Consider the following 7,431-nt stretch of genomic DNA (forward strand, 5'->3'; position numbering starts at 1 on the left):
ATATCTCTCCACCTTCCATAGATATTTTAAATCTGATCGAAGGGGAAGGCGAGGAAGCGATCCCTAATGATGATTTACTTATTAAAATATCTTTTAGACTACGAGGAGGTAGCTTAATAGATTCTAATATTATGCAGCTTATTCCATTGGATTTTGGTTTAAACCTTGTTAAATCACTATTGGGTGAGGATGAAACTGAACTAGAGGCTGCGGCAACAGTGTATGAAGAAAGAGTAGAAAGCAATCACGTATCCGTTCCAGTGCCAGACTATTATGAAATACCACCAGTTCAACAGCCAGTTGCACCGCAGCATCAACCAAGACAAAGTAATACACCACCTGTAGAGGTGCAACAAGCTCAATTTGCTAGTTTTGAAGCAACAAATCTTACACCTAATGAGTCTAGAAATTTAAATTTACTGCTTGATATTCCTCTTCAAGTAACAGTAGAATTAGGTCGTACTAGAAGAACGGTGAAGGAAATTTTGGAACTTACTAGTGGTTCTATTATAGAGCTGGATAAATTAGCCGGAGAGCCTGTAGATATACTTGTAAATAATCGTCATATTGCCAAAGGGGAAGTAGTTGTAATTGATGAGAACTTTGGTGTTCGAATTACAGATATTCTAAGCCAGGCGGAACGAATTAATAATTTACGTTAAGTAATGGAGGAGACATAATATGTCGAAGAGAATTTTAATAGTGGACGATGCTGCATTTATGCGCATGATGATTAAAGATATTTTATCAAAAAATGGTTTTGAAGTAGTGGGTGAAGCCGCAGATGGTGTACAAGCAGTAGAAAAGTACGCTGAACTAAAACCTGATTTAGTGACGATGGATATTACGATGCCTGAAATGGATGGTATCGAGGCTTTAAAGAAAATTAAAGAAAAAGATCCTAGTGCAACTATTATTATGTGTTCTGCAATGGGACAACAAGCAATGGTTATAGATGCCATCCAAGCAGGGGCAAAGGACTTTATCGTAAAACCTTTCCAAGCTGACCGAGTAATTGAAGCAATCTCTAAAGCGATAGGGTAAGAAATGATGTGGAAGCTTTACCTAAGTATTTGTATTGCATTTCTTTTATCGATCTCTGTCCCTTTAGGCACGGAGGCAGCTGTTGATTCAAATGAGAGTATTAAAGAGAGTTTTGAACGTATAAACAAGGGAACTGCCCCAGACGCAGAGCCCAAGGAAAACAAAGAATTAGATCAGGAAGAAAATACTCCACAAGAAGCAAGTTCAAGTGGAGTATCTATTACAGCCTGGGATTACATTAAAATGATTTTTGCCTTGTTATTTGTCATTGCTTTGTTGTATGGGTTATTACGTTTCATAAATAAACGAAACCGAAGTTTCCAGCATAACCAGCTCATCCATAATCTTGGAGGAGTTGGGGTTGGTCAAGGCAAGTCAATTCAGTTAATGCAAATTGGCAACTCTCTCTATCTAGTAGGAATTGGAGAAAATATAAATTTACTGAAAGAAATTACAGATCCTCAAGAAATAGAAGAGTTAACAAAACTATATGAGGATAAGCTTGGAACTGTTCAAACGCTTCCTTATATTATGGAGTTAATGAATAAACTAACAAAAAACAAGATTCAAAAGACAAAAAATAACGAAAATCCTTCATTTAATGAAACGTTTCAAAAGAAGCTAGAAGATATAAAAAGAGACCGTAGTGAAGTATTAAAGGATTGGAAGACAAAGGAGCGCAAAAACAATGAATGATTTCGTCCAATTCTTCTCGGACAGTGATCCGTCAAATGTCTCCACTTCTATCAAATTAATGCTTTTACTAACGGTTTTATCTTTGGCACCAAGTATTTTAATATTAATGACTTCCTTTGCTAGAATTATGATTATTTTGTCTTTCGTACGTACAGCTTTAGCAACCCAACAAATGCCGCCTAACCAAGTATTAGTTGGTTTAGCCTTATTCTTAACGTTTTTTATCATGGCACCAACACTTCAGGAAGTGAACGAAACTGCCTTGACTCCTCTCTTTGATGAAGAGATTACGTTGGAACAGGCTTATGAAAATGCTAGTGGTCCATTTAAGGATTTCATGAGTGAGCATACAAGGCAAAAGGATTTAGAACTATTTCTAAGATATACCGAAGCAGAGCGACCAGAATCGATTGATGATATTCCATTGACAGTAATGGTACCTGCTTTTGCTTTAAGTGAAATTAAAACAGCCTTTCAAATAGGCTTTATGATCTTTATTCCTTTCTTAGTAATCGACATGATTGTGGCTAGTGTCCTGATGTCGATGGGGATGATGATGTTACCACCGGTAATGATATCCTTACCATTTAAAATTTTATTGTTTGTGTTAGTGGACGGATGGTATTTAGTTATGAAGTCCATCCTACAAAGTTTTTAGGAGCTGATTGTATTGAGTAATGAAATGGTAATATCAATTGCAGAAAGAGCCATTTGGGTCATTCTTCTTGCATCAGGTCCTCTTTTGTTAGTGGCTTTAATAACAGGTCTTGCAGTGTCTATCTTTCAAGCAACAACACAAATTCAAGAGCAGACTCTTGCATTTGTTCCTAAAATTATTGCAGTTTTAGTGGCTATCGTCTTTTTTGGACCATGGATGCTATCGCAAGTGACCTCCTATGCTGCAGATATTTTTGAAAACTTAGTGAGATATATTGGTTAGTTCAATGGAAGAGATCATACCTAGCCTAACTGTATTACTATTAATTATTGCAAGAGTTTCAGCGTTCATGATTACATTGCCACTGTTTTCACATCGTACTATTCCAGCTACGCATAAAATTGCCTTTGCAGTAATTCTTTCGTGGATGATGTATTACACGATGGATGTGAGTCCTTTTGAAATTAACGGAGAATACATACTATTAATCATCAAGGAAGTAATGGTAGGTTTATTTGTAGGGTTACTAGCCTATATCATTCTTTCTGCAATTCAAATTGCCGGCGGATTTATCGACTTCCAAATGGGGTTTGCAATTGCCAATGTAATAGACCCTCAAACTGGAGCCCAAAGTCCGTTGATAGGACAATTTTTAAATATTATTGCACTTTTATTACTGTTAGCTTTAAATGGTCATCATTTACTCTTAGATGGAATTTTTTATAGCTACCAGTTTATCCCTATGGAAACGACTTGGCTCGCTTTTGGACAAGAAAATTATGTGGAATTCATTATGAAAACATTTGCGGGAGTTTTTGCAGTTGCCTTCCAGATGTCTATTCCTATCGTGGCGACTCTATTTCTAGTGGATATCGCATTAGGAATAACAGCTCGTACTGTTCCTCAATTAAATATTTTTGTAGTGGGATTCCCCATAAAAATTGGGGTTACATTTATTGTGTTATTAGTCATGATGGGAGTCTTACTGGCTGTTATGCAAAAAGTATTCGAGATGATGATCATCGCTATGCGAGATTTAATGATAATTTTAGGTGGTGGCTAATATGTTGATGCTCCGATTGGATTTACAGTACTTCGCAGGAGAAAAAACAGAAAAGGCTACTCCTAAAAAAAGACAGGATTCTCGAAAAAAAGGACAAGTGCTAAAAAGTCAGGATGTCACAAGTGCCATTGTGTTACTAGCAGTTTTCGTCTTTATGTTTTTCTTTGCAGGATTTTTACGAAATGAGATTTTTACTTTTTTCAATGTTACTTTTACAAAGTATATGTTAATGGATTCAATTTCCATCCCCATAGCTATTGAAATTTATAAGGATATGCTAATGGAAATGGCGATGATTTTGCTCCCTATCATGTTAGTAGCTGTAGTAGCAGCTGTTGCGGCAAACTTCTTTCAGTTTGGCTTGCTGTTTACGACGGAGCCTTTGAAATTTGATTTGAAGAAAATAGATCCGATAAAGGGACTTAAACGAATCTTCTCGATGAGGGCGGTCATTGAACTATTAAAATCCATTCTGAAGATTGCATTTATAGGATCTGTCACAACGATGATTTTATGGATGAATCTTGAGCAAGTGCTCTCTTTATCCTTCAAAACTGCCTGGGACACCTTATCAACTATAGGCTGGCTAACAGGGATGATGGGTATTGTCGCTTCCCTTGTCTTGTTGTTTATATCGATCTTAGATTTCTTCTATCAGCGCTTTGATTACGAGAAAAACTTGAAGATGTCTAAGCAGGATATAAAGGACGAACATAAGAACTCAGAGGGCGATCCTATTATTAAATCACGTATCCGGCAGAGGCAAAGAGAAATGGCCATGCGTCGAATGATGCAGGAAATTCCTACAGCTGATGTTGTCATTACGAATCCTACTCATTATGCTATTGCACTAAAGTACGATGACCAATCAATGGAAGCGCCAATCGTAGTGGCGAAAGGTGCCGATTACGTTGCTCAAAAGATTAAAATGATTGCTAAGGAAAATGACGTGGTAATGGTTGAAAATCGACCACTGGCTAGAGGGATGTATGACCAAGTTGAAATTGGTCAACGAATTCCCGATGAATTCTTTAAGGCGGTAGCAGAGGTATTAGCTTACGTTTATCGCATTAAACAAAAAATTTAAAGATTGAGGTGGAAGTATATGCAAGTCCGCGATATATCCGTATTAGCAGCAGTTATTTCTATTGTGGCTATGCTCGTGATACCTCTTCCTCATTGGTTATTGAGTTTTTTAATCATTGTTAATATTACTATTGCTCTATTGATTTTAATGACTGCAATGAATATGCAAGAGGCATTACAATTTTCTGTCTTCCCAACATTATTATTATTAGTAACCTTATTTAGACTTGCGCTTAATGTTTCCACTACACGCGCGATTTTGGCTGAAGGGGATGCGGGGAAAGTAGTAGAAACGTTTGGAACATTTGTTACAGGTGGGAATATGTTAGTTGGGTTAGTAGTTTTTGCAATTTTAGTTATAATCCAATTTATCGTAATTACTAAGGGAGCGGAACGTGTATCAGAGGTTGCTGCCCGTTTTACCTTGGATGCCATGCCTGGTAAACAAATGAGTATTGACGCTGACTTAAATGCCGGAATGATTTCGGAAAAGGAAGCAAGGGAGAGACGTGAAAAGGTAAGTGGAGAAGCCGACTTTTATGGAGCAATGGATGGTGCAACCAAATTCGTAAAGGGTGATGCGATCGCTGGTATCATTATCGTAATTATTAACTTACTATTTGGTATTATCATCGGTGTAGTTCAGTTTGGACTACCTTTTGGTGAGGCTGCCGTTTTATTCTCTACAATGACTGTTGGGGATGGACTTGTTTCTCAAATACCTGCTCTTTTAATATCAACTGCAACTGGTATTGTAGTTACACGAGCAGCATCTAAAGGAAACTTGGGTGGAGATATTACTGGTCAGCTATTAAATCAGCCTAAACTGCTCTACGTTGCTGCTGCAACAATAGCCCTTCTAGGAATTGTGACTCCGATAGGACTAATTTTGACTCTCCCTATTTCCATTATTCTTGTTATTGGTGCTTATATGATGGGGAAATCAGAAAAAGAAGATCCAGAGGAGCTAGAGGAATTCCAAGAGGAAGCTGCTACGGACAACATGAAAAGTCCTGAGAATGTTATTAACCTATTAAATGTAGATCCAATAGAATTTGAATTTGGCTATGGTTTAATTCCACTTGTTGATACAGCACAGGGCGGAGATTTACTAGATCGCGTAGTAATGATCCGAAGACAACTTGCACTAGAGCTCGGTATAGTAATTCCTGTCGTACGTATACGAGATAATATTCAGCTACAGCCAAACGAGTACCGCATCAAAATAAAAGGAAATGAAATGGCTCGAGGAGAATTGCTGTTAGATCACTATCTTGCTATGAGTCCTGGAGACGATGATACGATCGAAGGGATTGATACGATTGAACCTTCTTTTGGATTGCCGGCTAAATGGATATCTGAAGCGGTCAAGGAAGAAGCAGAGATTATGGGATATACAGTCGTAGACCCACCTAGCGTTGTTTCTACTCATATGACAGAAATTATCAGAAACCATGCCCATGAGTTACTTGGTAGACAAGAGACGAAACAGCTCATTGATCATATTCGTGAAACATCTCCAATTCTAGTGGACGAATTGACTCCAACTCCGATGACGATAGGAGAGATTCAAAAGGTACTAGGAAACTTACTAAGAGAGCATGTTTCAATCAGAAACTTGCCAATTATTTTCGAAACACTTGCAGATTATTCAAAAATGACATCCGATGTCGATATATTAACTGAATACACTAGACAAGCTTTAGCAAAACAAATAACTTCTCAATATGCTGGGAGCAGTAATACACTCAAAGTTTTAACGGTGTCTGGTAAGGTAGAGAAAATGGTTGCTGATAGTATTCAACAAACTGAGCATGGTAACTACCTTTCAATTGATCCTACTGATTCGCAAGCTATATTGGAATCTATGGCAAGAGAGGTGGAACGAGCTTCTCTGATGGAGCAGTCGCCGATAATATTATGTTCACCAGCAGTAAGAATGTACTTAAGACAAATGACCGAAAGATATTTCCCTCAAATCCCGATTCTTTCGTATAACGAACTAGAATCATCTATTGAGGTACAAAGCGTTGGGGTGGTGAATGTTGAATGAAAATGAAAAAATATATCGCAGCCACTATGCCTGAAGCAATGAAGGCTATTCGAAAAGAATTAGGAGACGAAGCAGTAATCTTGAGTTCTAAGGTTGTATACTCAAAGGGTTTTCTAGGGATGTTTAAAAAGAAATCCATTGAGGTTTTAGCTGGAATGGATAGTATAGAGCTTCCAAATAAAACACCAAATTTACCGACTGTTCAGCTTGATTCAGATTCTAATCAAACTTCAGAGATAAAAAAAGAATTAGAAGATATAAAGAATATGGTTAAATCGATTCAACGTCCACAGTTGGAACAACAATATTCGGAAGAACTTCATACACTTATTCACCACCTTAAGCAACAGGAACTAGCAGAGGAGCTTATCACGCGAGTAAGTGATGAGCTTTTTGTGCATGGTAAAAAAACGATTGATGAACAATTAGAGTTCACAAAAAACTATTTAAATAATCTCCTAAGTGACCTTTCATTTGGGGGAATCTCCTACGAAAGAAAATTTATTAATGTTCTAGGGCCAACAGGTGTTGGTAAAACAACGACGATTGCGAAAATGGCGGCCCGTGCAGTTCTTGAAAAGAAGAAAAAAGTAGGTTTTATCACAACAGATACTTACCGCATTGCCGCAATAGAACAATTAAAAACATATGCGGGTCTTCTACAGGCACCTATCGAAATTGTCTACAGTCAAAAAGACTTCCAACAAGCTGTTCATCAATTTGAGAAGTTGGACCTGGTCTTTATCGATACAGCAGGTAGAAACTATAAAGAAGTTAAATTTGTAGAAGACTTACAAATGTTAATCGATTTTAAAAACAACACAGAAACTT

Annotated in this window: 9 protein-coding genes; all 9 read left to right on the forward strand. The window is 37.4% G+C overall.

What is annotated here, in order from left to right; all coding sequences use genetic code 11:
• On the forward strand, positions 1 to 662 hold a 662-nt coding region (fliY, locus tag AC06OU_RS00915; protein WP_475853464.1), incomplete at its 5' end, for a flagellar motor switch phosphatase FliY.
• Positions 663 to 681: 19 nt separating this feature from the next.
• Complete coding sequence (locus AC06OU_RS00920; RefSeq protein ID WP_169358604.1) at positions 682 to 1,044, forward strand: response regulator; 363 nt, start codon at positions 682 to 684, stop codon at positions 1,042 to 1,044.
• 6 nt (positions 1,045 to 1,050) lie between these two features.
• The gene (locus tag AC06OU_RS00925; RefSeq protein ID WP_475853465.1) at positions 1,051 to 1,740 is read left to right on the forward strand and encodes a flagellar biosynthetic protein FliO; all 690 of its coding nucleotides are present in this window, start codon (positions 1,051 to 1,053) and stop codon (positions 1,738 to 1,740) included.
• Positions 1,733 to 2,398 carry a flagellar type III secretion system pore protein FliP gene (gene fliP, locus AC06OU_RS00930; protein ID WP_169358606.1) on the forward strand — a complete coding sequence of 222 codons (666 nt, stop codon included), beginning with the start codon at positions 1,733 to 1,735 and terminating at the stop codon, positions 2,396 to 2,398. Before AC06OU_RS00925 ends, fliP begins: the two co-directional genes overlap by 8 nt.
• Positions 2,399 to 2,410: 12 nt before the next feature.
• Positions 2,411 to 2,680 (forward strand): flagellar biosynthesis protein FliQ, encoded by a 270-nt coding sequence (gene fliQ / locus AC06OU_RS00935; protein ID WP_144538065.1) that lies wholly within the window; start codon positions 2,411 to 2,413, stop codon positions 2,678 to 2,680.
• A 4-nt stretch (positions 2,681 to 2,684) separates the two neighbouring features.
• Positions 2,685 to 3,461: a flagellar biosynthetic protein FliR gene (gene fliR, locus AC06OU_RS00940; protein WP_298471196.1), complete on the forward strand. Its 777-nt coding sequence runs from the start codon at positions 2,685 to 2,687 to the stop codon at positions 3,459 to 3,461.
• 1 nt (position 3,462) lies between these two features.
• Complete coding sequence (gene flhB, locus AC06OU_RS00945) at positions 3,463 to 4,548, forward strand: flagellar biosynthesis protein FlhB (RefSeq protein ID WP_475853466.1); 1,086 nt, start codon at positions 3,463 to 3,465, stop codon at positions 4,546 to 4,548.
• An 18-nt stretch (positions 4,549 to 4,566) separates the two neighbouring features.
• A complete protein-coding gene (gene flhA, locus AC06OU_RS00950; RefSeq protein ID WP_475853467.1) occupies positions 4,567 to 6,600 on the forward strand; it encodes a flagellar biosynthesis protein FlhA in 2,034 nt (677 codons plus the stop codon).
• On the forward strand, positions 6,597 to 7,431 hold an 835-nt coding region (flhF, locus tag AC06OU_RS00955; RefSeq protein ID WP_475853468.1), incomplete at its 3' end, for a flagellar biosynthesis protein FlhF. The genes flhA and flhF, both read left to right, overlap by 4 nt.

The organism is Psychrobacillus sp., from assembly GCF_056205495.1.